This is a genomic window from Sphaerotilus sp. (genome assembly GCF_031429695.1).
Lineage (GTDB): Bacteria > Pseudomonadota > Gammaproteobacteria > Burkholderiales > Burkholderiaceae_C > Sphaerotilus.
On sequence record NZ_JANPAB010000107.1, the window covers coordinates 85,088 to 107,759 of the forward strand.

Consider the following 22,672-nt stretch of genomic DNA (forward strand, 5'->3'; position numbering starts at 1 on the left):
GATCTGCCATGTCCATGTGCATCCGCCACCTGCTCGCCGCCCTGCTGACGCTCTGGCTGGGTCACGCCACGGCGGCGCCGGACCCGTTCGAGGGCGACCCCTACCAGTCGCACCCCTGGGTGGACATGCGCAAGGCGTACCTCGGTGCCGACGCGAAGGCGGTGTTCGACGCGCGGGTGCAGGTGCGCGGCCCGGTGTTCGCGGAAGACCCGATGAACGTGCCGATCACGGTATCGGTGAAAGACCTGCCCGGCGTGGACCGCATCGTCGTGCTGGTCGATCGCAACCCGATCCGCAAGGTGCTGGAGTACCAGCCGATGAGCGCGCTGCCGAGCGTGTCCTTCCGCTTCAAGCTGGAACAGGCCAGCCCGGTGCGCGCCGCGGCCAGGACGGCGGACGGTGTCTGGCACATCGGCGGCACGCTGGTGGACTCATCCGGTGGTGGCTGCACCGTGGCGGGCGCCACACGCAAGGACGGCTCGTGGACGCAGACGCTCGGCCTCGTCAGCGCCCGGGTGTTCGACGCGACGCCGATCCCCGGTGAATCGGCGGCGGTGGGGTCAGGTTCCCGGCTGCGGCTGAAGGTGATGCACCCGATGGACACCGGGCTGGTCGGCGGCATCCCGGCGTTCTACGTCAACCGCCTCTCGGTGCGCGATGCGCAGGACCGGGAGCTGCTGCGCCTGCAGACCTTCGAGCCGGTGAGCGAGAACCCGGTGTTCTCGTTCGACTTCCCCACCAGGCCGGCCGGTGCGCTGCGCATTGTCGGCACGGACAACAACGGCAACCGCATCGACGCGAAGCTGGAGTGAGCGCATGACGAAGCCGTCCTCCTCTGCCATCTGGCTGCAGACCCTCGTGCTGGCCGTGGGCCTGGCGCTGCTGGCCGCCGTGCCGGCCCTGGTCTTTGCCGAGGCGCCGAAGGTCGATCTGGCCCGCTTCGACCACGGACTGAGTGCCCGGGCACTCGCCGACGGGGTCTACGTGGTCGAAGGCGCCAACGACGACTTCACCGTCGCCAACGGCTGCAACATCATCAACACCGGTTTCATCACCACCGGGTCCGGCGTTGTCGTGGTCAATACCGGCACCAGCCGCCGCTACGGCGAACAGTTGCGTGCGCTGATTGCCCGCACGACGGGCGAACCTGTGGTGCAGGTGCTGCATCTGAACCTGCACCCCGACTACTTCCTCGGCAACCAGGGCTTCGCCGACGTGCCGCGCTCGGCCACACCGACCACCCGCGCCGGCATCGCCCGCGAGGCCGCCAGCTACGAGACCAACCTGTACCGGCTCTGCGGCGACTGGATGCTCGGCACCGAGACCGTGGCCCCTGACCGCGACACGCCCGCCGCACACGCACCGGGTGGCAGCGTCTGGCAGGTCGGATCGCGCACCTTCGAGCTGCGCGAGTTCAGCGGCCACACGGCGTCCGACCTCGTGCTGATCGACCGCACGAGCGGCGTGGGCTTCGTCGGCGGGCTGGTGTTCGTGCAGCGCATCCCGACGACGCCGCACGCCGAGGTTGGCCCGTGGCTGAAAAGCCTCGACGCGCTGGAGGCCCTGAACCTGCGCACGCTGGTGCCAAGTCATGGCCCGGTGCAGACCACGCCCGAAGCTGCCCGCGACGGCATCGCGCAGACGCGGCGCTACCTGCAGTGGCTCGACCAGCAGTTCGGCGACTGGGCGCGCCAGGGGCTGGAGATGAACGAGGTGCTGCGGGCGCCGGTGCCGGCCGAGTTCCGGGGCTGGGCGGCGTTCAGGACCGAGTACACGCGCAATGTCGCGCATCTCTACCCGGTCTACGAACAGCGGGTGCTTGGCGCCCGATGACCGCCCGGCAGCCCTTGGCTGTATGCACGGTCGAACATAAGGGAACGTCATCTGAACGAAAGCCTGTCTGACTCCAACAATGGGTTGATCGATCAACCAAGGTCAACCTAGGAGACAGACGTGGGCGTCCCGATTTCCCTTACCGTCAATGGCAAGCCCGTCAGCGCAGACGTGGACCCGCGCACCCTGCTCGTGGAACTGCTGCGCGAGAAGCTGCACCTCACAGGCACCCACCAGGGCTGCGACACCGCCCAATGCGGCGCCTGCACCGTCCACCTCGACGGCCGGGCGGTCAAGTCCTGCTCGATGCTGGCCGTGCAGGCCCAGGGCAGCGCGGTCACCACGATCGAAGGGCTGTCCCAGGATGGCGCACTGCACCCGATGCAGGCCGCTTTCCGCGAGTGCCATGGCCTGCAATGCGGCTTCTGCACCCCCGGCATGGTGATGTCGGCCGTGCAGCTGCTGCAGGACAAGCCCGACGCCAGCGAGCAGCAGATCCGCGAAGGCCTGGAAGGCAATATCTGCCGCTGCACCGGCTACCACAACATCGTCCAGGCCATCCAGTTCTGCCAGCGCGGCAGTGTGGCCGCCAGCGCCCGCGCCTGACCGAACGCCCCAAGGAGCCACCGAGATGTCCGACCTGTCGAATTCCCCCATCGGCAAGCCCCTGCGCCGCCGCGAGGACGAACGTTTCCTCACCGGCGCCGGCCAGTACACCGATGACGTGACGCTGCACGGCCAGACCTACGCCGTCTTCCTGCGCTCGCCCTACGCGCACGCCCGCATCCGCTCGATCGACACCACCGCCGCCCGCCAGGCCCCCGGCGTCGTCGCGATCTTCACCGGCGCCGACATCGCCGCGTCGAAGATCGGCGGCCTGCCGTGCGGCTGGCTGATCCACAGCAAGGACGGCACGCCGATGAAGGAGCCGGCGCACCCCATCATCGCCCACGACAAGGTCCGCCACGTCGGTGACCAGGTCGCGCTGGTCGTCGCCGAGTCGGTGCTGCAGGCCAAGGACGCCGCCGAGCTGATCGAGGTGGACTACGACGAGCTGCCCGCCGTCATCAACATCAGCCGCGCCGATGGTGCCGCCTCGTCGGTGCACGACGACGTGCCCGGCAACGTCTGCTACGACTGGGGCCACGGCAACAAGGACGCCGTGGACGCCGCCTTCGCCGTGGCGGCGAAGGTCAGCGCACTGGAGTTCGTCAACAACCGGCTGATCCCGAACGCGATGGAGCCGCGCGCCGCCAATGCGTCCTACACCCGCCACGACGAGAGCTACACCCTCTACGTCTCGAACCAGAACCCGCACGTCGAGCGGCTGCTGATGTGCGCCTTCGTGCTCGGCATCCCCGAGTCGAAGATGCGCGTCATCGCCCCGGACGTGGGCGGCGGTTTCGGCTCGAAGATCTTCCTGTACGCCGAGGAAACCGCGCTGGTCTGGGCCAGCAAGCGCGTGGGCCGCCCGATCAAGTGGACCGCCGACCGCAGCGAAGCCTTCCTGTCCGACGCCCACGGCCGCGACCACGCCACCAAGGTCGAGCTGGCGATGGACGCGCAGGGCAACTTCCTGGCGATGCGCGTCAAGACCATCGCCAACATGGGCGCCTACCTGTCCACGTTCGCGTCGAGCGTGCCGACCATCCTGTACGCGACGCTGCTGGCCGGCCAGTACAAGACCCCGGCCATCTACGCCGAGGTCAAGGCGGTCTTCACCAACACCGCGCCAGTCGATGCCTACCGGGGCGCAGGCCGTCCGGAAGCCACCTACGTCGTCGAGCGCATCGTAGAGACCGCCGCCCGCGACATGGGCATGGACCCGACGGCGATCCGCCGCCAGAACTTCATCACCACCTTCCCCTACCCCACGCCGGTCGGCCTGACCTACGACATCGGCGACTACAGCGCCCACCTCGACAAGGCCATCGCGCTGGCGGACGTGGCCGGCTTCCCGGCGCGCAAGGCGGCGTCCGAGGCGGCGGGCAAGAGGCGTGGCCTCGGCTATAGCTGCTACATCGAGGCGTGCGGTCTGGCGCCGAGCAACATCGCCGGGGCCTTGGGCGCTCGGGCGGGGCTGTTCGAGGCAGGCGAGGTGCGCGTGCATCCGACCGGCACCGTCACCGTCTTCACCGGCTCGCACAGCCACGGCCAGGGCCACGAGACCACCTTCGCGCAGGTCGTCGCCGGCCGCCTGGGCATCCCGGTCGAGAACGTCGAGATCGTCCACGGCGACACCGGCCGCATCCCCTTCGGCATGGGCACCTACGGCAGCCGCTCGCTGTCGGTGGGCGGCACCGCCATCGTCAAGGCGGTGGACAAGGTCATCGCCAAGGGCAAGAAGATCGCCGCCCACCTGCTCGAAGCGGCCGACACCGACATCGAGTTCGACAACGGCGAGTTCCGCGTGGCCGGCACCGACCGCAAGATCCCGTTCGGCGCCGTCGCGCTGACCGCCTACGTGCCGCACAACTACCCGCTCGACAAGCTGGAGCCCGGCCTGAACGAAAACGCCTTCTACGATCCGACGAATTTCACCTACCCGTCGGGCACCTACGTCTGCGAGGTGGAGGTCGATCCCGAGACCGGCAAGACCCGCGTCGAGCGGTTCACGGCGGTCGATGACTTCGGCAACATCGTCAACCCGATGATCGTCTCCGGTCAGGTCCACGGCGGCCTGGCACAGGGGCTGGGTCAGGCGATGCTCGAAGGCTGCGTCTACGACGAGGAGTCCGGCCAGTTGCTCACCGGCTCGTACCAGGACTACGCGATGCCCCGGGCCGACGACCTGCCGAACTTCACGGTCGATCACACCGTCACGCCCTGCACCCACAACCCGCTGGGCGTGAAGGGCTGCGGCGAAGCGGGCGCGATCGGCTCGCCACCGGCCTTCATCAATGCGCTGACCGATGCGCTCGGCGTGCGCGACATCGCCATGCCGGCCACGGCCGAACGGGTCTGGCGTGCCGCCAACGGCGTGGTCTGAACCGCATTGCACAGGAGATTTCCTCATGTACACCTTTGACTACCAGCACCCCACCGACCGCGTCGACGCGGCGGCGGCCTTCCAGGGCGACAGCCGCTATCTAGCGGGCGGGCAGAGCCTCGTGCAGGCGATGAAGCTGCGGCTGGCCTCGGCCGAGCGGCTCGTCGATCTCGGCGGCGTGGCCGATCTGAAAGGCATCACGGTCGATGCCGGCAGCATCACGATCGGCGCGATGACCACGCACGCCACGGTCGCCCGCTCGGCCGCCGTGCAGCAGGCCATCCCCGCGCTGGCGGAACTGGCCGGCGGCATCGGCGACCCGATGGTGCGCAACCGGGGCACCATCGGTGGCTCGCTGGCGCATTCGGACCCGGCTGCCTGCTACCCGGCGGGCGTGCTCGGGCTGGGCGCGACGATTCACACCGACCGCCGCTCGATCGCCGCAGACGATTTCTTCCTCGGGCTGTACGAAACCGCGCTGCAGCCCGGCGAGCTGATCGTCAGCGTGCAGTTCCCGATCCCCGAGGCGGCGGCATACATCAAGTACAAGCAGCCCGCGTCGCGCTTCGCGCTGATCGGCGTGTGCGTGAGCCGCTCGGCGGCGGGCGTGCGCGTCGGCGTGACGGGGGCGAAGTCGGCCGCCTACCGCGAAGCGGCGATCGAGGCGGCGCTGAACGCCAGCTTCACGCCCGAGGCGGCCAAGGCGGTGCAGATATCGGCGGCCGACCTCAACGGCGACATGCACGGCTCGACCACCTACCGCGCCGCGATGATCAGCGTGATGGCGTCGCGGGCAGTGGCCGCCGCGCTGGCCCGCTGACACGGCATGGCCATGAAGACGACGCCACGATGATGTTGCCGGATTCGGTCGATGCGGTGATCGAGCGGCTCGCCGGTCAGGACTATGTCTGTGACCGGCGGCTCGCCACCGCGCTGTTCCTGGCGCTGAAGCTGCGCCGGCCGCTGCTGCTCGAAGGCGAGCCGGGCGTCGGCAAGACGGCGCTGGCGCAGGCGCTGGCCGGTGCGCTCGGGGCCGAACTGCTGCGGCTGCAGTGCTACGAGGGGCTGGAGGTGGCGCAGACGGCCTACGAGTGGAACGTGGCGCGGCAGATGATCGAGATCCGCCTCGCCGAAGCCACGCACGAGGTCGATCACGACCGGCTGGCGCGTCACCTCTACTCGCGCGAGATGCTGATCGAGCGGCCCTTGCTGCAGGCGCTGACCCGGCCGCAGACGCCCGTGCTGCTGATCGACGAGCTGGACCGCGCCGACGAGCCGTTCGACGCTTTCCTGCTCGAAGTGCTGGCCGAGAACCAGATCACCATTCCGGAACTCGGTGTCATCCGCGCCGAGGCACCGCCGATCGTGCTGATCACCAGCAACCGCACCCGCGAGGTCCACGACGCGCTCAAGCGCCGCTGTCTCTACCACTGGGTCGAGTTCCCCGACGTGGCGCGTGAACTCGACATCGTGCGCCGCAAGGCCCCCGGTGCGCCCGAGCGGCTCTCAAGGCAGGTGGTCGAGTTCGTGCAGCGCATGCGCACGCTCGACCTGTTCAAGCTGCCCGGCGTGGCCGAGACGATCGACTGGGTCAACGCGCTGGTGGCGCTGAACGCGATCCGGCTCGACCCGGAAATGGTGCAGGACACGCTCGGCGTGCTGCTGAAGCACCAGGACGACATCGCCAAGCTGCAAGGCGGTGACACGGCGCGGCTGCTCGACGAATTGCGCGCCAAGGGGCTGCTGGAGGCGGCCGGGCCGGGAACCGCCGCGCCGTGATCGCCGAGAACATCGTCCACTTCGCCCGCGTGCTGCGCCGGGCCGGGCTGCCGGTCGGGCCGGACCGTGTGCTGGCGGCGATCGAGGCGGTCGAGCTGGTCGGGCTGGCGCGGCGCGACGATGTCCATGCGGCGCTGTCGGCGGTGATGCTGGATCGGCGCGAGCAGCAGGTGTTGTTTGATGCTGCGTTCGCTGTCTTCTGGCGCGATCCGAAGTTGCTGGAGCAGTTGCTGTACCTGCTGCTGCCGAAGATCACGGGCCGGGGCGAGAAACACCGCCCGACGCGCAGCAACCGCCTCGCCGAAGCCCTGGCCGCCCAACGCGAAGCCGCCCAGGCCCGCGAGGAACAGAAGGCTGCGCCGGACGAGATCACCTTCGAGACCACCTTCACCTTCTCCGAGCGCGAGCGGCTGCAGACCCTCGACTTCGAGACCATGACCACCGCCGAGTTCGACCGAGCGAGGAAGCTCGCCGAACAGGCGCCGCTGCCGGTGCAACCCGTGCGCCAGCGCCGCCACGCGCGGGCAGCCAGCGGCACCATCGACCTGTCCGCCACGCTGCGGCAGATGGCCCGCCAGCCGCTGACGCTGATTCCGCGCTACACACGGCCGAAAAAGGTGCTGCCGCCGCTGGTGGTGCTGCTCGACGTGTCCGGCTCGATGGACCGCTATGCGCGGCTGTTCCTGCACTACGCGCACGGCCTGACGCGCCGCCACCTGCGTGTCCACACCTTCACCTTCGGCACCCGGCTGTCCAACATCACCCGCTGCCTCGCCCACCGCGACCCCGACGTGGCGCTGGCACAGGCCGGCACGCAGGTCGAGGACTGGAAAGGCGGCACCCGCATCGGCGCCTGCCTCGACGACTTCAACCGCCACTGGGCGCGGCGCGTGCTCGGTGGCAATGCGGCGGTGATGCTCGTCACCGACGGGCTGGACCGCGACGACGGCGGTCGGCTCGCCGAGGCCGCCGCCCGGTTGCACCGACTCGCGCACCAGGTCGTCTGGCTCAACCCGCTGCTGCGCTTCGACGGTTTCGAGCCGAAGGCGGCCGGGGTGCGGGCGCTGCTGCCGCACGTGGACCGCCTGCTGCCAATCCACAACCTCGCCAGCCTCGCCGACCTGGAGCGGGCGCTGCGCCAACCACTGCATTCACAAGGAACCCCGCCATGGAACTCAAAGGCGAACGCCTGATCCCCGCCCCGATCGAGGCCACCTGGGCCGCGCTGAATGACCCCGAGGTGCTCAAGGGCTGCGTGATCGGCTGTGACACGCTGGAGCGCAACGGCGACGATGGCTTTCTGGCGCAGATGGCCGTCAAGATCGGGCCGGTGAGCGCCCGCTTCAAAGGAAGCATGAAGCTGACCGACGTGAACCCGCCGACGAGCTACACCATCCACTTCGAAGGACAGGGCGGCGTCGCGGGTCACGGCAAAGGCTCGGCCGACGTGACGCTCACCCCGACCGACGATGGCCAAACGCGGCTCGCCTACCTCGCCCGGGCGCAGGTCGGCGGCAAGATCGCGCAGATCGGCTCGCGGCTGGTCGATGCGGCGGCGGGCAAGATCGCCGACGAGTTCTTCCAGGCGTTCGAGGCGTACTTCACGGCCCAGCAGGCGCCTGTCGAGGGCGAGTCCACCACCACCGAAGACGAAGAAGAAGGCAAAGCGAAGAAATCATGGCTGCCGTGGAAACGCGGCTGAAGATGCGGCTGAACCGGGAGACCTGACATGGACAGCCTAGACCTGCAAGTGCTGCAACAGGCGCGTGACTGGCGCGCAGCGGGCCACGCCGTGTGGCTGGTGACGGTGATCGAGACCTGGGGTTCGGCGCCCCGGCCGCCCGGTGCGCTGCTGGCGGTGTGCGACAACGCACAGGTGGTCGGCTCGGTGTCGGGCGGTTGCGTCGAGGACGACCTGATCGACCGCGTGCGCCGCCAGGAGCGCGTCACCCACCCGGCGCTGATGACCTACGGCGTGACGAAGGAGGAAGCCGCCCGCTTCGGCCTGCCGTGTGGCGGCACGCTGCGGCTGGTGCAGGAGCCGCTGGGCGACACCGCGTGGATCACCGAGGTGCTGGCCCGCACGGCGCGGCACGAGCTGGTGGCGCGGGTGCTCGATCTCGACAGCGCCACGGTGACGATCGAGCCGGCAGCGCGGGGCGAGGCGTTCACGTTCGATGGCCGGCGCCTGCGGGCGCTGTTCGGGCCGCGCTGGCGGATGCTGATCATCGGCGCGGGGCAGCTCTCGCGGGCGGTGGCGCAGATGGCGCTGATGCTCGATTTCGAGGTGATCGTCTGCGACCCGCGCGAGGAATACCACCTGAGCTGGGACGTGGCCGGCACGACCTTCAGCACCGCCATGCCCGACGACCTCGTGACCGAGCTGCAGCTCGACCCGCACAGCGCGGTGATCGCCGTCACGCACGACCCCAAGCTCGACGACCTGGTGCTGCTGGAGGCGCTGAAGTCGCCGGCCTTCTACATCGGCGCGCTGGGTTCGCGGGGCAATACCGCCAAGCGCAAGGAGCGGCTGGCGCTGTTCGACCTGTCGGCGGCCGAGATCGACCGGCTGCACGGGCCGATCGGGCTGGACCTCGGCAGCCGCACGCCGGCGGAGATCGCGGTGTCGGTGGTGGCGGAGGTGGTGGCGGTGCGCAATGGGGTGGTGTTGCAGCAGAAGAAGGTGGGGTCGGCGGTGGCAGGGGTGGGATGCGCGCTGACAGCGCGGCAACCATGATCTCAGGCCTGTTGCTGGCTGCCGGCCTAGGCCAACGCTTCCACACGGCTGGCGGTGGCGACAAACTCACGGCGCGGCTACCTGACGGAACGCCCGTCGTACTCGCTTCGCTGCAGCGACTACAGGCAGCACTGCAGCCACTGAACGGCGGCCCGGTCACCGCCGTAGTGCGCGAGGGCCGGGACAATCTGGCCAACCTGCTGCGCTCGCACGGAGCCGAAGTGGTGGTCAGCGCCCGTGCGGCACAGGGCATGGGCGCGAGCCTGGCCGACGGCGTGGCGCACTGGCCGGCGGACCATGCCGTGCTGGTCGCGCTAGGCGACATGCCGGACATCGCGCCAACCACGCTCGCCGCGGTCGGCGACGCCTTGCGGGCCGGTGCGTCGATCGTGCGGCCCCGGCACTGCAGCCAAGCAGGGCATCCGGTCGGCTTCGCACCGCACTGGCTGCCGGCCTTGCAGGCGCTCGACGGCGACCACGGCGCCCGCGACCTGCTGCGCCAGTACCCGGATCAGGTCACCTGGCTGGCCGCGGACGACGACCCGGGCTGCTTGCGCGACATCGACACGCCCGCCGACCTCGCCCCCTTGAGCGCCCACCACGGCAGCGCCCGCGTCAGCGACAGCACCTCGCCGATCTCCTCCGCGCCCTCGTAACCCGGCAGCGTCTGCAGCGTCTGCTGCCAGCGCCGCCCCTGCAGCACCTGCCGCAACCGCAGCACGGCCGGGTGCTCCAGCGTGTCCTTCAGGCACACCAGGAAATAGTCCTCGGCCACGATCGGCACGAATGCCAGCCCGAATGCCTGCGCCGCCGCCTCGATGCCCAGCCCCACGTCGCCCAGCCCGCTGGCAATCGCGGCGGCCACGGCGAGGTGGCTGTCCTCCGGTGGATCGAAAAAGCTCGTGATCGCCGAGGACTCGACCCCCGCCTGCTGCAACAGGTGATCGGCCAGCAGCCGCGTCGCCGAGCCCTCCTGCCGGTTGACGAAACGCACCGGCCAGCTCGCCAGATCCTGCAGCGTGCGCAGCCCGAGCGGGTTGCCCGGCGCGACCATCAGCCCCTGCATGCGCCGGGTGCAGCCGATCAGCTTGTGCTGGCCCGGCTTGAGCAGCGGCTTGAGCGCCTGCGCGAACAGCGGCGCGGCGGTCTGGATGCGCGGCACGTGGAAGCCGGCGACCAGACAGCGCCCCTCGGCCAGCGCCCGCAGCGCATCGACACTGCCGGCGAAGCGCAGGTCGATGTGCAGCCGCTCGTCCGCGCTCGCCAGCTCGCGCAGCCGGGTGAGCGCCACGTCGTGGCTGGCGTAGACGGTCAGCACCTGCTGCGAGCCGTCGAACGCCTCGGTCAGCACCCGCTCCAGCTCGACCCGCAGCGCCTCGATGTGCGGCGTCAGCCGGGTGCGCGCGCGCGTCTCGGCCCACAGCAGCCGGTCGGCGAACGGCGTCAGGCGCGACGGCTGGCCCTGTGTCCACGTCACCAGCGGCTCGCCGAGCGTCTCCTCCCACTGCTTGAGCGCACCCCAGACGTGGCGGTACGACGCGCCGAGCGCCTTGGCGGCGTGCTGGATCGAACCGTGTTCGCGCACGGCACCCAGCAGGTCGAACAGCGGGTTGCGCAGGTCGGCGCCGCGCTGGTCCGGCTCGCCGAAGGTGTATTGCAGGTGGATGCCGCGGGTTTTCATGCCCGCGACGATACCGCACGCGGGTGCGCCAGCGCGGCCACCGCCTCAGCCGCCGCCACGCTGCATGTAGAGGTCGAAATAGCGCATGAACCGCTGGCGGGCGTCCTCGTCCACCTCAGTGAAACGGAACCCGATCGCCAGCCGCGGCAGCCGCACGAGGGCGATCTGGCGCGGCGGCAGCGGGTGCCACGCCAGGTCGAGCACGCCGCCGTCGATGTCCACCCGCGCCGCACCGCCCGAAGCCGTCAAGGTCAGCGCATGGCCCCGCACCGCGCCGGGCAGCCACGCCAGCCACTCCGCCTCGGTGCAGCCCTGGTCGCGCTCGAAGGCCGCCGCATAGTGGCCGATCACCGCCCGACCTCAGCCACCCGCGATCGGCGGCCAGATCGCCAGCACGTCGCCCTCGACCAGCGTGCGCGTGGCACGCTCGGCCGGGTAGACGTACACGCCGTTGATCAACACGAGATGTACCAGATTCATCGGCAGGTTGAACGGCGCAATGATGGTGGCGATGGTCGCTTCGGGCGCGATCTCCAGCGTCATCCAGTTGCTGGTGCGCCGGTCGGCCGGCAGGTAGTCGGTCAGCGACGCGTAGAGCTTGAACGTGATCTGCACAGACGTGGCCTCACCACTTGCCGGCGACAAACTGGTGCTGCCCCTGCGCACGGGCAATGTAGGCCTCCATCAGCAGCGTCGGATCGGCGATGAGCTTGTCCTTCCAGTCGCCCAGCCGCACTTGGCCCTCCACCAGCCCGCGCATCACGCCGACGTGCTCGGTCCAGCCGATCGAGTTGCAGCCGATCAGCAGATCGCCATCGAACTGCAGGCTCAGGTGACGCCCGGCGGCCAGATCGGTCAGCTCCACATGCTGTCCACCGGGAATGCCGTCCCACTTGCCGAACGACGCCGAAATCATGCCCAGCGTGTCGAGCACGTTGATCTGCGTGACGCCCTTGAGCGTGGCCTGCGTCTGGCCGACCATGTTGAGTGCGGCCACGCGGGCCTGCTCGGCGGCGTTGGGCTGGATGGCGCTGACGATGGTGGTGCCGCTCACCTTGTCGAAGGCTTCGGCGCAGTCGCCGGCCGCGTAGATGCCGGGGACATTGGTCTGCAGGTGCTCGTCGGTCAGCACGCCGACCAGGCAGGTGACGCCCGAGTCCTTCAGGAAGCCGATGTTCGGCCGCACACCCGTGGCGCTGATGACCAGATCGGCCTCCAGCGACTCGCCCGTGGACAGCCGCACCGTCATGGCCGAACCCTTGTGCGAGGGCTTGATCCCGGCCAACGCTGCGAGCTTGTCGAGAATGCCGGGCACGGGTCGCTCGATGGCCTCGACGCGGGCGCCTGTGTGGACCTTGACGTTCTTGGTCTCGCACCAGTCCTTGATCATCGTGCCGGCGGTCGGCCCCATCATGCGCGGCACCATGCGGTCGCCCATCTCGACGACGGTCAGTTCGACACCGCGCACCGCCAGCGCCTCCATGATGATGCAGCCGATGAAACCGGCGCCCATCTGCAGCACCTTGGCACCCGGTTGTGCGAGTTCCATGATGGCGCGCGCGTCCGCCAGCGTCCAGCAGGTGTGGACACCGGGACCGTGGATGCCGGGGATCGGCGGCGAGGCGGGCGAGGAACCCGTGGCGATCAGCAGCCGGTCGTAGACCACCGTGGTGCCATCGTCCAGATCGACAGCGCGGCCCTGCACATCGACGTGCGTGGCGCGGGCACGGTGCAGCGTGATGCCGAGTGCGGCGTAGTGGTTCTCGCCGTGGCGCAGGTGCGTGCCTTCCTCGCCGACCTTGCCGATGAGCAGGTAGGGGATGGCCATGCGCGAATACGGCGCTTCGGGTTCGTCGCCGATGACGATGACCTCGTCGTTCGGTGCGTGCTTGCGGATGGTTTCGGCGGCGATGATGCCGGCGGGGCCGGCACCCAGGATGACGTGTTTCATGGTTCGGTCGGTGCCAAAAAAACAAGGCGGTCGTGGCCGCCTTGTTTTGGGTTCATCGAGAAGTCAGCAGCTGGTCACAGGCCCAGACGCTCGCGCGTGGCCGCCTTGAGCTGGCCGTCGCCGTCCCAGCCGCGGATGTCGTAGTACTTCGGCAGCATCTCGGGCAGCTTGCTGACCAGGCCCTTGGCGGGGCCGGTCTTGGCCGGCTCGTTGAGCAGGCGCGGGGGCAGCGTGTCGTCCTTGCTGGTGAAGCCGGCGCGGTTGTTGAAGTCGCGCTCCAGGTTCCAGATCCGCTCGCCGATCTGCGACAGGTTTTCCAGCGTGAACTCTTCGCCGCAGGCCGCAGCGACCTGCGGCTGCACATCGGCCAGACCCCAGGCGAAGCTGGTGAAGATGCAGATGCCGGCCGAGTCGAACGCGGCGGTGGCGTCCTGGAAGGCCATCACGAGTTCGGGCTTGCCGTCGGCGGTCAGCGGGTCGGTCTTGACCGGGATGCCCAGCACTTCCGAGGCCACGGTGTTGCTGCGCAGGTGGCAGGCACCGCGGTTGGACGTGGCGTAGGTCAGGCCCATGCCCTGGATGCCGCGCGAGTCGTAGGCCGGGAATTCCTGGCCCTTGACGGTCATGCTCAGCTCGGGGTGGCCGTACTTGGTGCACAGGCGCTTGCTGCCCTGGCCGATCTCGATGCCGAAGCCTTCGCCCTTGGCCGTGATCTCGGCGAAGTGCGCCAGTGCTTGTGCCGAGCCGAACTTGGCGTCGATGCCGAGCTGCTCCTGCGTCAGCACGCCCATCTGGTACAGCTCCATCACCGCGCCGATGGTGGCACCGAAGGTGATCGGGTCCATGCCCTGTTCGTTGCAGAGCACGTTGGCGTATTGCAGCGCGTCCAGATCCTTGACGCCATTCGCCGCGCCCAGTGCCCAGGCCGCTTCGTATTCCAGGCCGCCCGAGGCGCCCCAGTACTGCGGCTTGTTGTCCACGGTGAAGTGGTTCTGGTCGATCTTCTGGATCCGGCCGCAGGCGATGGTGCAGCCGAAACACGCCTGGTTCGTCACCAGCGGCTTCTTGCCATCGCTCGCACGCGGCGTGGCCATGGCTTCCGCACCGATGTCCTTGGCGCCTTCGAAGGCCACGTCCTGGTGGTTGCGGGTCGGCAGCGCACCCATCTCGTTGATGACGCTCATCAGCACCTGGGTGCCGTAGGTCGGCAGGCCGGCGCCGGTGACGGCGTTGTCCTGCAGGATCTTCTTCTTCTCGTAGGTGACGCGCATGAACTCCTTGGGGTTGGCGATGTTGCCGACGCCCTTGGTGCCGCGCACGGCGATCGCCTTGAGGTTCTTGCTGCCCATCACGGCGCCGACGCCCGAGCGGCCGGCCGCACGGTGCAGGTCGTTCACCACGGCGGCGAACAGCACCTTGTTCTCACCGGCCAGACCGATGGAGGACACGCGCACCAGCGGATCCTGGTGGCCCTTCTTGATGATGCCTTCGGTCTCCCAGACCGACTTGCCCCACAGGTGGGCAGCGTCCTTCAGCTCGGCCTTGTCGTCCTCGATCGACAGGTACACCGGCTTGGCCGACGCGCCTTCGAAGATGACCATGTCCCAGCCAGCCATCTTCAGCTCGGCGCCCCAGTAGCCGCCCGAGTTCGAGCAGGCGATGGCGCCGGTCAGCGGGCCTTTGGTGACCACCGTGTAGCGGCCGCCCGTGGAGGCCATCGTGCCGGTCAGCGGGCCGGTGGCCCAGATGATCTTGTTCTCGGCCGACAGCGGATCGACCTTCGGATCGATCTCTTCGACGAGGTATTTGGAGGCCAGACCCCGGGAACCGAGGTACAGCTTCGCCCAGTCCATGCGCAGCGGCTCGGAGGTGACGGTGCCGGCGGTGAGGTTGACGCGGAGGATTTTTCCTGCCCAAGACATGTGTGTGCTCCTTAAGCAGTGCGGATCAGGCGGCAGACTGGTTGCCCAGCTTGTCGGCCCAGGACAGCATCTTGTTCAGACCCGTCCAGTTGGAATCGATGAAGGTGATCGCGCCGGTCGGGCAAGCCTCGACGCAGGCCGGCTCGCCGCCGCACAGGTCGCACTTCTGCACCTTGCCGGTTTCCTGCACGTAGTTGATCGTGCCGAACGGGCAGGAGATGGTGCAGACCTTGCAGCCGACGCAGGTGCTGTCGTTGACGACCTTGGCGCCGGTCACCTTGTCGAGCGTGATCGCTTCGACCGGGCAGGCGTGCAGGCACCAGGCCTCGTCGCACTGCGTGCAGGTGTAGGGGACTTTCTTGCCGGTCTCGTGGAAATCGAAGACCTTGATGCGCGACTTGGCCGGCGCGAACACGCCGTAGTTCTCGTAGGAGCAGGCCATTTCGCACTGCAGGCAACCCGTGCATTTGTCCGGGTTGATGTGAAGGCTCTTCTGCATGATGGGGTTCTCCGCAGTCGTCCGTTGGGGGGGTGCCCCGAGCGGGCGAGGCGCACACCGGGGAGGGTCTATGCAATCATCTGCATAACGACCGCGCCGGAAAACCTAGGCGTAACCCTGAAGAGCCTTACAACAGGCGGGAGATTGCTGGTTTCATGCTTATGAAGGCCGGTGCAGATGTACCAGCCTGACACGCTGGGTAGCCGCGACCCCATCTTCCGTGTTCAGCGTCCTGCGTTCGGGAAGAAGAGCTGATCTCCGCCGATCTTGTACGACGCGATCACCCCCTGCCCCGCCGGCGACACCACCCAATCGGCGAACGCCTGCGCGGCGGCCTGCTTGACGTGCGGGTGCCTGGCGGGATTGACGACCATCACGCCGTACTGGTTGAACAGCGCCTTGTCGCCCTCGACGAGGACCGCCAGATCGGCCCGGTTCTTGAACGCCAGCCAGGTGCCGCGATCGGCGAGCACGTAGGCGCCCGAGCTGGCCGCGATGTTCAGCGCCGGCCCCATGCCACAGCCGCATTCCTTGTAGCCGGCCGGCTTGGCGGCGGCCAGATCGGCGCCGGCCTGCTTCCACAGGCGCAGCTCGGCGGCATGCGTGCCGCTCTTGTCGCCGCGGGAGATGAACGACGCCTTGGCCGACGTGACCTTGAGCAGCGCCTCGGCGATGTTGCCGCCCCTGGCCTTGGCGGGGTCGCTGGCCGGGCCGATCAGCACGAAATCGTTGTACATGACGGCCTGCCGCCTGATGCCCCAGCCTTCGGCGACGAACTTCTCCTCGGCCACCTGGTCGTGGACGAACACCACGTCGGCATCGCCCCGGCGCGCCATGTCGAGCGCCTGCCCCGTGCCAACCGCGACGACGCGGATGTCGATGCCACTGGCCTGCTTGAACGCCGGCAGCAGGTGGCCGAACAGGCCGGACTGGTCGGTCGATGTGGTCGAGGCCATGACGATCGACTTGTCCTGCGCCTGCGCGGTCGCGGCCGGCAGCACCAGCGCAATCGTCAGGGTGCCCATCGCGGCGAAGGCGCGGCGTCGTTTCAGGTCCACGGCAATTCTCCTTTGAGGAACTGAGCCGCCTCGTGCGGCAACTCGTCATTGAAAAAACGGTCCACCGGCCGATCGACGACCAGCCGCCCGACTTCGAGGTAGACCACCCGGGTCGCCAGGCGCTTGACCTGCCCGAGGTTGTGCGTGCTCATCACCAGCGTCATGCCGCTGCGGGCAAAGTCGTCGATCAGGGCTTCGACCTCGCGCTTGGCGCTGGGGTCGAGGCTGGCGGTCGGCTCGTCGAGAAAGAGGATGTCGGGCTGCAGCGCCCAGGCCCGCGCCAGCGCCAGCCGCTGCTGCTGCCCGCCGGACAGCGCGCGCGCCGGCCGGTCTGCCGTGGCCTGCAAGCCCACCCGCGACAGCGCATCCAGCCCCCGGGCACGCCGCTCGGCCCGCGGCACACCGCCCAGCCACAGCGCCAGCATCAGGTTCCACCACACCGACAGGTGCAGCAGGAACGGCCGCTGGAACAGCATCGCCGCCACCGGCGCCCGGCCCGTCCCGCGCAGCGCGTGGACCTCGCGCCACCCGTCACAGGACAACAGGCCGTGCAGCAGGCGCAGCAGCGTCGTCTTGCCCGAGCCATTCGCGCCCACCAGCGCCAGCCGCTCGCCCCGGTGGAGCTGCAGCCGGATGCCGTGCAGCGCCGTCACCGCACCGAAGCGCACGGTCGCGCCGTCCAGCGTCAGCAGCACCTCGGCCGCGGGCATCGTCGTCACGCCAGCGCCTCCTGCGGCTGCCCGGCGCGCCACTGCACCAGGCCGATCAGTCCGTTGAGCAGCCCGACGACCCCCAGCAACACGATCCCGAGCGCCAGCGCCAGCGGCAGGTCGCCCTTGCTCGTCTCCAGCGCGATGGCCGTGGTCATGACACGGGTCAGGCCGTCGATGTTGCCGCCGACGATCATCACCGCGCCGACCTCGGCCACCGCCCGCCCGAACGCCGTCAGCAGCACCGTCAGCACCGCGAAGCGCTGGTGCAGCAACAGCAGCAGCGCCGACAGCAGCGGCCCCGCGCCCATCGAGCGCAGTTGATCACCGCCCTCGCGCAGCCCGTCCAGCACCAGGCGGCGCGACAGCGCAGTGATCAGCGGCAGGATCAGGATGCTCTGCGCGATCACCATCGCCGTCGGCGTGAACAGGATGCCCAGCGCCCCGAGCGGCCCGGAGCGCGACAGCAGCAGGTACACCGACAGGCCCACGACCACCGACGGCAGCGCCAGCAGCGTGTTCAGCGCCCAGACGACCACACGGTGCCCGGGAAACGTCGCCACCGCCAGCCACGCCCCGAGGGCGAGCCCGACCACCGCACCCAGCGCACACGCCACCGCGCTGACCTGCAGCGACAGGCCGGTGATGGAGAACAGCGCGGCATCGGCCTGGGCGATCAGGCGCAGCGCGGTGGAGAAACTCTCGGAGACGGTGGACATGGCGGCGCGATTCTGTCGCCGGATCCTGGCGCTGGCGATATGTCGGCGCTTGCATAGAGATCCACCCCAATGCCCGTCCCTTGCGCACCCGCCCACTATGATCGACGCCAATCCCTGAACCAACCGCCTCTGCCCACCATGTCGGAACTCGGCCCTTCCCCGCTCGCCACCGGTGGCGACCAACTCAGCGTCGAGGCGGCCCGCGCGGCCATCGCCGCCGCGCTGCGCCCGGTCACCGAAACCGAAACCCTGGCGCTGACCGCCGCGCTCGGCCGTGTCCTCGGCGCGGACATCGTCTCGCCGATCAGCGTGCCTGCGCACGACAACTCGGCGATGGACGGCTACGCGCTGCGCGGCAGCGACCTGCGCACGGACGCCGACACCGTGCTGACCGTGGTCGGCACGGTCCACGCCGGTGACGTGCCGGACTGCGTGCTCGGCGCCGGCCAGTGCGTGCGGATCATGACGGGCGCCGTGATACCAACCGGACTGGACAGCGTCGTGCCGCAGGAACTCTGCCGGGCCGCCGACGGTGTGGTGCGCATCAATCCCGGCACGATCCACCCCGGCGAGAACCGCCGCCTGCAAGGCGAAGACCTGCGCGCCGGCCACCCCGCGCTGACCACGGGCCAGCGGCTGCGCCCGGCCGACCTGGGCTTGATCGCGTCGCTGGGCATCGCCGAGGTGACGGTGGTCCGCCGGCTGCGCGTGGCGCTGTTTTCCACCGGCAACGAACTGCGCACGCTCGGCCAGCCGCTGGACGCCGGCTGCATCTACGACAGCAACCGCTACAGCCTGATGGGCGCGCTGGCCCGGCTGGACGTGGAGACCATCGACCTGGGCCTCGTGCGCGACGACCCGGCCGCGCTGGCCGCCACGCTGGACGAGGCGATTGCCCGCGCCGATGTCGTGCTGACCAGCGGCGGGGTGAGCGTCGGGGATGCCGACTACACGAAGGACTTGCTGGCCAGCCGCGGCGACGTGGCGTTCTGGAAGGTGGCGATGCGGCCGGGCCGCCCGTTTGCCTTCGGCCCGCTGCACCGCGGCGAGGACCGGACACCGGCCTGGCTCTTTGCGCTGCCGGGCAACCCGGTGGCGGCGCTGGTGACGTTCTACGCCTTCGCCCGTGACGGGCTGCTGCAGCTGGCGGGCGCCCGCCCCTCCCCGCTGCCAACCCTGCGCGCCCGCTGCACCACCGCCATCCGCAAGCGGCCGGGTCGGACCGAGTTCCAGCGCGCCATCGTCAGCTCTGGCGCGGACGGGCAGTGGGAGGTCCGCCTGACCGGCACGCAGGGCGCTGGCGTGCTGCGCAGCATGAGCGAGGCGAACGCGCTGGTCGTGCTCGGCCACGCGCAGACCTCGGTGGCCGCAGGCGATCCGGTCGAGGTGTGGCTCTTCGACGGGCTGGTCTGAGCGGCTCGACCAGATGCGTGGCGCAGGCATGGCGCATGTTGGCGCCGACTGTTCGCTCCTGGTACACCGCCCGGGGAGATACCCTGAGCCGAGGCACCGCTGCACGGTCCGCACACGGCCGGCAGCTAGTAGGATCCCCAAGGTTTCCTGAAATGGGTGGGGTGGCACATTTGTTGCCGAGGATTCACTCCCGAACGGCCACTTGTTCCAGCCGTTGTGACACCCCCACCTCAAAGAGGAGACCAACCATGCAGAAGAAACTGTTGAGCTTGCTGGTGTGTGCCGGACTTGCGTCCATGGCCGCCCATGCCACCGTGACCGATCAGATGATCGAAAACGACGCCAAGTCCACCGGCGATGTGCTCAGCTGGGGTATTGGCCAGCAAGGCCAGCGCTATTCCCCGCTCAAGCAGATCAACCCGTCCAGCATAGCCAAGCTGGTGCCGGTGTGGAGCTTCTCCTTCGGCGGCGAAAAGCAGCGCGGCCAAGAATCGCAGCCGGTGATCCACAACGGCAAGATGTTCGTCACGGCGTCGTACTCGCGGATCTTCGCGCTGGATGCCAAGACCGGCGCCAAGCTGTGGAAGTACGAGCACCGCCTGCCCGACGGCATCATGCCCTGCTGCGACGTGATCAACCGCGGTGCTGCGCTGTATGACAACCTCGTCATCTTCGCCACGCTGGACGCGCAACTCGTCGCGCTGAACCAGGACACGGGCGAAGTCGTCTGGAAGGAAAAGATCGACGACTACGCCGCCGGCTACTCCGCTTCGGCCGCGCCGCTGATCGCCGAAGGCCTGCTGCTGACCGGCGTGTCCGGTGGCGAGTTCGGCATCGTCGGCCGCGTCGAAGCGCGTGATCCGAAGACCGGCAAGATGGTCTGGAGCCGCCCGACGGTCGAAGGCCACATGGGCTACAAATACGACAAGGACGGCAACAAGACCGAGATCGGCATCTCCGGCGAGCAAGGCAAGACCTGGCCGGGCGACCTGTGGAAGACCGGCGGCGCGGCGACCTGGCTGGGCGGCACCTACAACGCCAAGACCGGTCTGGCCTACTTCGGCACCGGCAACCCGGCCCCGTGGAACAGCCACCTGCGCAAGGGTGACAACCTGTTCTCGACCTCCACCGTCGCCATTGACGTGAAGACCGGCCAGATCAAGTGGCACTACCAGAGCACCCCGAACGATGCCTGGGACTACGACGGCGTCAACGAGTTCATCACGTACGAAGACGGCGGCCAGATCCTGGGCGGCAAGGCCGACCGCAACGGCTTCTTCTATGTGAACGACGCCAAGACCGGCAAGCTGGTCAACGCTTTCCCGTTCGTCAAGAAGATCACCTGGGCCACCGGCATTGACCTGAAGACGGGCCGCCCGAACTTCGTGCCGGAAAACCGCTCGGGTGATCCCACCCAGGGCGCCGACGGCAAGAAGGGCAGCTCGGTGTTCGCCGCCCCGTCCTTCCTGGGCGGCAAGAACCAGATGCCGATGGCCTACTCGCCCGACACGAAGCTGTTCTACGTGCCGTCCAACGACTGGGGCATGGAAATCTGGAACGAGCCGGTCAGCTACAAGAAGGGTGCCGCTTACCTGGGCGCCGGCTTCACGATCAAGACGCTGTCGGACGGTCCCATCGGCGCCCTGCGCGCCATCGACCCGAAGACCGGCAAGATCGTCTGGGAAGCACCGAACAACGCCCCGCTGTGGGGTGGTGTGCTGACCACGGGTGGCAACCTGGTGTTCTGGGGCACGCCGGAAGGCTACCTGCAGGCCGCGGACGCCAAGACCGGCAAGATCGTCTGGAAGTTCCAGACCGGTTCCGGTGTCGTGGCGCCTCCGATCACGTGGTCGGACAAGGGCGAGCAGTACATCGCCGTGGCCTCCGGCTGGGGCGGCGCCGTTCCGCTGTGGGGCGGCGACGTGGCCAAGAAGGTCAGCTTCCTCGAACAGGGTGGCTCGGTGTGGGTGTTCAAGCTCGCGAAGTAAACTGAGTGCTCTTCGGCCGGCCTTGGTCGGCCCGACACGAAGCCCTGCAGCCCCGCGCCGCAGGGCTTTTTTCATTGACGCCCGGAACCCGAGACACCGACATGAAAGCCATCTGGAACGGCACCACCGTGGCCGAAAGCGACGACACCGTCGTCATCGAAGGCAACCACTACTTCCCCGCCGCGTCGCTGCGCCAGGACTGCGTGCTGTCCAGCAACCACCGCACGATGTGCTCGTGGAAAGGCGAAGCGCGCTACCTGAGCCTGTTCGTCAACGGCGAAGTGAACCCTGACGCTGTCTGGTTCTACGCGGAGCCGAAGGAAGCGGCGGCCGAGATCCAGGGGCGGGTGGCGTTCTGGAAGGGCGTGCGCGTCGTGGAAAGCAGCGCCCCATGACGATGCCCCACCTCGACCGGCGCCGGCTGCTCCAGCTTGGCGCGGGAGCTGCCGCAGGACTCGCCACCCCGCTGCTGCACGCGCAATCCGCCTGGCCGACGAAGGCGATCCGCTTCGTCGTGCCCTTCGCGCCGGGTGGCAGCTCCGAGATCATCGCCCGCGCCACCGCCGCCGAGATGCAGAAGATCCTCGGCCAGTCGGTGTACGTGGACAACCGCCCCGGCGGCGCCGGCAACGTGGCGATGGGAGAAGTCGCCCGCGCTGACGACCAGCACACCATCATCCTCGGCCACATCGGCACGCTGGCAGTCAACCCCTACATCTTCGACAAGCTGCCCTATGACCCGGTGAAGGACTTCCGCCCGGTCTCGCTGCTGGCCAAGGTGCCGAGCCTATACCTCGTTCATCCGGACCTGCCCGTGCGCAACATGGCCGAGTTCGTCGCCCATGCGAAGAAAAACCCCGGCAAGCTCAACTACGGCTCGGCCGGCAATGGCAGCGCCGGGCACCTGGCGATGGAGTACCTGAAGATGGCTTCGGGCACCTTCATCACCCACGTCCCTTACCGCGGCACCGGCCCGATGCTGACCGACCTGCTCGCCGGACGATTGGACACGGCGGCGATCGGTGCAGCAGCGGTGCTGCAGTTCATCCGCGCCGGCAAGCTGCGCTGCATCGCCACCGGCACCACCAGGCGCATCGCCCAGTTGCCCGATGTGCCGACCGTGGCCGAGCAGGGCTTCCCAGGTTTCGAGATGACGCAGTGGTATGGCCTGAACGTGCCGGCCAATCTGCCGCAAGCCGCCATCGACAAGCTGGCCGCCGCGGCCGCCAAGGCGATCAACGAACCGGCCACCGTGGAGCGCCTGGGCCATGACGCCGCCATCGCGGTGGGCAGCACGCCAGCCGACTACGCCAAGTTCATCGAGGCCGAGCAGAAACGCTGGAATCCGGTGATTGCGCGGGCGAAGATCAAGCCGGATTGAGGCGGACTGGAC

22 protein-coding genes and 1 pseudogene are annotated in these 22,672 nt (G+C 68.8%); 14 read left to right on the top strand and 9 right to left on the bottom strand.

Features of this window, described 5'->3' with window-relative positions; genetic code table 11:
- Positions 1-8: 8 nt before the first annotated feature.
- The 10 genes from RMP06_RS20245 (at position 9) to RMP06_RS20290 (ending at position 9,994) form a co-directional block, all read left to right on the top strand.
- The gene (locus RMP06_RS20245; protein WP_310463592.1) at positions 9-812 is read left to right on the top strand and encodes a quinoprotein dehydrogenase-associated SoxYZ-like carrier; all 804 of its coding nucleotides are present in this window, start codon (positions 9-11) and stop codon (positions 810-812) included.
- A gap of 4 nt (positions 813-816) precedes the next feature.
- On the top strand, positions 817-1,833 hold the full coding sequence (locus RMP06_RS20250) for a quinoprotein relay system zinc metallohydrolase 1 (protein ID WP_310463593.1): 1,017 nt from the start codon (positions 817-819) through the stop codon (positions 1,831-1,833).
- A 120-nt stretch (positions 1,834-1,953) separates the two neighbouring features.
- On the top strand, positions 1,954-2,439 hold the full coding sequence (locus tag RMP06_RS20255; protein ID WP_310463594.1) for a (2Fe-2S)-binding protein: 486 nt from the start codon (positions 1,954-1,956) through the stop codon (positions 2,437-2,439).
- Between the two features lie 25 nt (positions 2,440-2,464).
- Positions 2,465-4,822 carry a xanthine dehydrogenase family protein molybdopterin-binding subunit gene (locus RMP06_RS20260; RefSeq protein ID WP_310463595.1) on the top strand — a complete coding sequence of 786 codons (2,358 nt, stop codon included), beginning with the start codon at positions 2,465-2,467 and terminating at the stop codon, positions 4,820-4,822.
- 25 nt (positions 4,823-4,847) lie between these two features.
- Positions 4,848-5,642, top strand: coding sequence for an FAD binding domain-containing protein (locus RMP06_RS20265; protein WP_310463596.1), 795 nt, complete (start codon positions 4,848-4,850; stop codon positions 5,640-5,642).
- 32 nt (positions 5,643-5,674) lie between these two features.
- The gene (locus tag RMP06_RS20270; protein WP_310463640.1) at positions 5,675-6,601 is read left to right on the top strand and encodes an AAA family ATPase; all 927 of its coding nucleotides are present in this window, start codon (positions 5,675-5,677) and stop codon (positions 6,599-6,601) included.
- Positions 6,598-7,794: a vWA domain-containing protein gene (locus RMP06_RS20275; RefSeq protein ID WP_310463597.1), complete on the top strand. Its 1,197-nt coding sequence runs from the start codon at positions 6,598-6,600 to the stop codon at positions 7,792-7,794. Before RMP06_RS20270 ends, RMP06_RS20275 begins: the two co-directional genes overlap by 4 nt.
- Entirely contained in the window at positions 7,770-8,303 is a 534-nt protein-coding gene (locus RMP06_RS20280; protein ID WP_310463598.1) for an SRPBCC family protein, read from the top strand. The genes RMP06_RS20275 and RMP06_RS20280 overlap by 25 nt, the downstream gene beginning before the upstream one ends.
- A 27-nt stretch (positions 8,304-8,330) precedes the next feature.
- On the top strand, positions 8,331-9,338 hold the full coding sequence (locus RMP06_RS20285; protein ID WP_310463599.1) for an XdhC family protein: 1,008 nt from the start codon (positions 8,331-8,333) through the stop codon (positions 9,336-9,338).
- Positions 9,335-9,994 (top strand): nucleotidyltransferase family protein, encoded by a 660-nt coding sequence (locus tag RMP06_RS20290; protein ID WP_310463600.1) that lies wholly within the window; start codon positions 9,335-9,337, stop codon positions 9,992-9,994. The genes RMP06_RS20285 and RMP06_RS20290 overlap by 4 nt, the downstream gene beginning before the upstream one ends.
- Here the strand turns inward: RMP06_RS20290 and RMP06_RS20295 are convergent.
- From RMP06_RS20295 to RMP06_RS20335, 9 genes and pseudogenes are all read right to left on the bottom strand, one after another.
- Positions 9,934-11,019 (bottom strand): annotated as a pseudogene (locus RMP06_RS20295) (substrate-binding domain-containing protein); the annotation flags it as partial. The gene RMP06_RS20290 and the pseudogene RMP06_RS20295 overlap by 61 nt on opposite strands.
- Positions 11,020-11,064: 45 nt before the next feature.
- The gene (locus tag RMP06_RS20300) at positions 11,065-11,370 is read right to left on the bottom strand and encodes a hypothetical protein (RefSeq protein ID WP_310463601.1); all 306 of its coding nucleotides are present in this window, start codon (positions 11,368-11,370) and stop codon (positions 11,065-11,067) included.
- A 9-nt stretch (positions 11,371-11,379) separates the two neighbouring features.
- Complete coding sequence (gene thiS, locus RMP06_RS20305; protein WP_310463602.1) at positions 11,380-11,634, bottom strand: sulfur carrier protein ThiS; 255 nt, start codon at positions 11,632-11,634, stop codon at positions 11,380-11,382.
- Between the two features lie 10 nt (positions 11,635-11,644).
- The gene (locus tag RMP06_RS20310) at positions 11,645-12,970 is read right to left on the bottom strand and encodes an NAD(P)/FAD-dependent oxidoreductase (RefSeq protein WP_310463603.1); all 1,326 of its coding nucleotides are present in this window, start codon (positions 12,968-12,970) and stop codon (positions 11,645-11,647) included.
- A gap of 74 nt (positions 12,971-13,044) precedes the next feature.
- Positions 13,045-14,892 (bottom strand): aldehyde ferredoxin oxidoreductase family protein, encoded by a 1,848-nt coding sequence (locus RMP06_RS20315; RefSeq protein WP_310463604.1) that lies wholly within the window; start codon positions 14,890-14,892, stop codon positions 13,045-13,047.
- Between the two features lie 25 nt (positions 14,893-14,917).
- Complete coding sequence (locus RMP06_RS20320; protein ID WP_310463605.1) at positions 14,918-15,391, bottom strand: 4Fe-4S dicluster domain-containing protein; 474 nt, start codon at positions 15,389-15,391, stop codon at positions 14,918-14,920.
- 224 nt (positions 15,392-15,615) lie between these two features.
- Entirely contained in the window at positions 15,616-16,416 is an 801-nt protein-coding gene (locus tag RMP06_RS20325) for an ABC transporter substrate-binding protein (RefSeq protein WP_310463641.1), read from the bottom strand.
- A gap of 23 nt (positions 16,417-16,439) precedes the next feature.
- Complete coding sequence (locus RMP06_RS20330; protein ID WP_310463642.1) at positions 16,440-17,159, bottom strand: ATP-binding cassette domain-containing protein; 720 nt, start codon at positions 17,157-17,159, stop codon at positions 16,440-16,442.
- Positions 17,160-17,164: 5 nt separating this feature from the next.
- Positions 17,165-17,878 carry an ABC transporter permease gene (locus RMP06_RS20335; RefSeq protein WP_310463606.1) on the bottom strand — a complete coding sequence of 238 codons (714 nt, stop codon included), beginning with the start codon at positions 17,876-17,878 and terminating at the stop codon, positions 17,165-17,167.
- A gap of 114 nt (positions 17,879-17,992) precedes the next feature.
- Here RMP06_RS20335 and moeA point away from each other — a divergent pair, with 114 nt between their 5' ends.
- The 4 genes from moeA to RMP06_RS20355 all read left to right on the top strand — a co-directional run bounded on the left by moeA (position 17,993) and on the right by RMP06_RS20355 (position 22,660).
- Positions 17,993-19,291 (top strand): molybdopterin molybdotransferase MoeA, encoded by a 1,299-nt coding sequence (gene moeA, locus RMP06_RS20340; RefSeq protein ID WP_409050213.1) that lies wholly within the window; start codon positions 17,993-17,995, stop codon positions 19,289-19,291.
- 248 nt (positions 19,292-19,539) lie between these two features.
- Entirely contained in the window at positions 19,540-21,279 is a 1,740-nt protein-coding gene (locus tag RMP06_RS20345) for a PQQ-dependent methanol/ethanol family dehydrogenase (protein WP_310463608.1), read from the top strand.
- A 101-nt stretch (positions 21,280-21,380) separates the two neighbouring features.
- Positions 21,381-21,674, top strand: a complete 294-nt coding sequence (locus RMP06_RS20350) for a DUF427 domain-containing protein (protein WP_310463609.1) — start codon at positions 21,381-21,383, stop codon at positions 21,672-21,674.
- Positions 21,671-22,660, top strand: a complete 990-nt coding sequence (locus RMP06_RS20355) for a Bug family tripartite tricarboxylate transporter substrate binding protein (RefSeq protein WP_310463610.1) — start codon at positions 21,671-21,673, stop codon at positions 22,658-22,660. Before RMP06_RS20350 ends, RMP06_RS20355 begins: the two co-directional genes overlap by 4 nt.
- The last annotated feature ends 12 nt before the right edge of the window (positions 22,661-22,672 follow it).

What these genes read in the sequence shown, in the direction of transcription:
- RMP06_RS20290 (WP_310463600.1), top strand. Translation starts at nt 9,335, where the DNA reads ATGATCTCAGGCCTGTTGCTGGCTGCCGGCCTAGGCCAACGCTTCCAC.
- RMP06_RS20260 (WP_310463595.1), top strand. Translation starts at nt 2,465, where the DNA reads ATGTCCGACCTGTCGAATTCCCCCATCGGCAAGCCCCTGCGCCGCCGC.
- RMP06_RS20250 (WP_310463593.1), top strand. Translation starts at nt 817, where the DNA reads ATGACGAAGCCGTCCTCCTCTGCCATCTGGCTGCAGACCCTCGTGCTG.
- RMP06_RS20345 (WP_310463608.1), top strand. Translation starts at nt 19,540, where the DNA reads ATGCAGAAGAAACTGTTGAGCTTGCTGGTGTGTGCCGGACTTGCGTCC.
- RMP06_RS20325 (WP_310463641.1), bottom strand. Translation starts at nt 16,416, where the DNA reads ATGGGCACCCTGACGATTGCGCTGGTGCTGCCGGCCGCGACCGCGCAG.
- RMP06_RS20355 (WP_310463610.1), top strand. Translation starts at nt 21,671, where the DNA reads ATGACGATGCCCCACCTCGACCGGCGCCGGCTGCTCCAGCTTGGCGCG.
- RMP06_RS20245 (WP_310463592.1), top strand. Translation starts at nt 9, where the DNA reads ATGTCCATGTGCATCCGCCACCTGCTCGCCGCCCTGCTGACGCTCTGG.
- RMP06_RS20310 (WP_310463603.1), bottom strand. Translation starts at nt 12,970, where the DNA reads ATGAAACACGTCATCCTGGGTGCCGGCCCCGCCGGCATCATCGCCGCC.
- RMP06_RS20265 (WP_310463596.1), top strand. Translation starts at nt 4,848, where the DNA reads ATGTACACCTTTGACTACCAGCACCCCACCGACCGCGTCGACGCGGCG.
- RMP06_RS20270 (WP_310463640.1), top strand. Translation starts at nt 5,675, where the DNA reads ATGTTGCCGGATTCGGTCGATGCGGTGATCGAGCGGCTCGCCGGTCAG.
- RMP06_RS20335 (WP_310463606.1), bottom strand. Translation starts at nt 17,878, where the DNA reads ATGTCCACCGTCTCCGAGAGTTTCTCCACCGCGCTGCGCCTGATCGCC.
- RMP06_RS20285 (WP_310463599.1), top strand. Translation starts at nt 8,331, where the DNA reads ATGGACAGCCTAGACCTGCAAGTGCTGCAACAGGCGCGTGACTGGCGC.
- RMP06_RS20320 (WP_310463605.1), bottom strand. Translation starts at nt 15,391, where the DNA reads ATGCAGAAGAGCCTTCACATCAACCCGGACAAATGCACGGGTTGCCTG.
- RMP06_RS20330 (WP_310463642.1), bottom strand. Translation starts at nt 17,159, where the DNA reads ATGCCCGCGGCCGAGGTGCTGCTGACGCTGGACGGCGCGACCGTGCGC.
- RMP06_RS20280 (WP_310463598.1), top strand. Translation starts at nt 7,770, where the DNA reads ATGGAACTCAAAGGCGAACGCCTGATCCCCGCCCCGATCGAGGCCACC.
- RMP06_RS20315 (WP_310463604.1), bottom strand. Translation starts at nt 14,892, where the DNA reads ATGTCTTGGGCAGGAAAAATCCTCCGCGTCAACCTCACCGCCGGCACC.
- RMP06_RS20350 (WP_310463609.1), top strand. Translation starts at nt 21,381, where the DNA reads ATGAAAGCCATCTGGAACGGCACCACCGTGGCCGAAAGCGACGACACC.